This is a genomic window from Bacillus sp. 179-C3.3 HS (assembly GCF_047229225.1).
Classification (GTDB): domain Bacteria; phylum Bacillota; class Bacilli; order Bacillales; family Bacillaceae; genus Bacillus.
In genome coordinates, this window is the sequence record NZ_JBFEFT010000051.1 from 1 (window position 1) to 827 (window position 827).

The following is an 827-nucleotide window of genomic DNA, read 5'->3' on the forward strand; positions in this document are numbered from 1 at the left end:
GGCAAGAGGACTTGAACCCCCAACCTACTGATTACAAGTCAGTTGCTCTACCAGTTGAGCTACACCGGCTTTATCTACCCTAACATTATGTAAGAATAAATATGGTGGAGGATGACGGGATCGAACCGCCGACCCTCTGCTTGTAAGGCAGATGCTCTCCCAGCTGAGCTAATCCTCCAAATCAGTATCATTTCGAATAACTCTCGATCTGACAAATAGTATTATATAACGATAAGATATTGTTTGTAAAGACTTTTTTAAAATAATTTTTAAATTTATTTTGAAGTGATTTCTTAACGATACATTCGCTAAGTCACCTAAAGAAGTTTACCACTTGTCTCATCATTTTAAAAGTCTTTTTTTGTTTTTTTAATATTTTTTATGAAAAACATCTCAAAAAGGCATGTTTCATTCAATAAGAGACATTATTTATGCTGCAATTCCCCCTTGTGTCTTTCGAAATGGAAATTCTCTTTTGTTTTTGTGAGAAATCTTTTTTATTTTTAACTTCCCCTACTTTCATCAAATACTTTTTTAAAAATTTCATCGGAGTTATTCTATTCATGTATCATTTTGTAGAGCTCTCACAAGATGACTGACACATTGATGATCTTGTGCTATCTTGTGCTTGTTCATTTTGATTTTTATAAAATTCTTTTCATATTCACTCTTCCTTTGCTTTAAAACAAGTATATTTTTATGCTTTATAGCTAATTGAAATCGATATACTCCTCAAAACACAAAAAAGATCAGTTCCAAACGGAACTGATCTTACGAAAAGCTTGGCGACGTCCTACTCTCACAGGGGGAAGCCCCCAACTACCATC

1 tRNA gene is annotated in these 827 nt (G+C 33.9%); it reads right to left on the reverse strand.

The features are described from left to right. Window positions 1–102 precede the first annotated feature (102 nt). Window positions 103–178, reverse strand: a tRNA-Val gene (locus tag AB1K80_RS17145). Window positions 179–827: the final 649 nt, after the last annotated feature.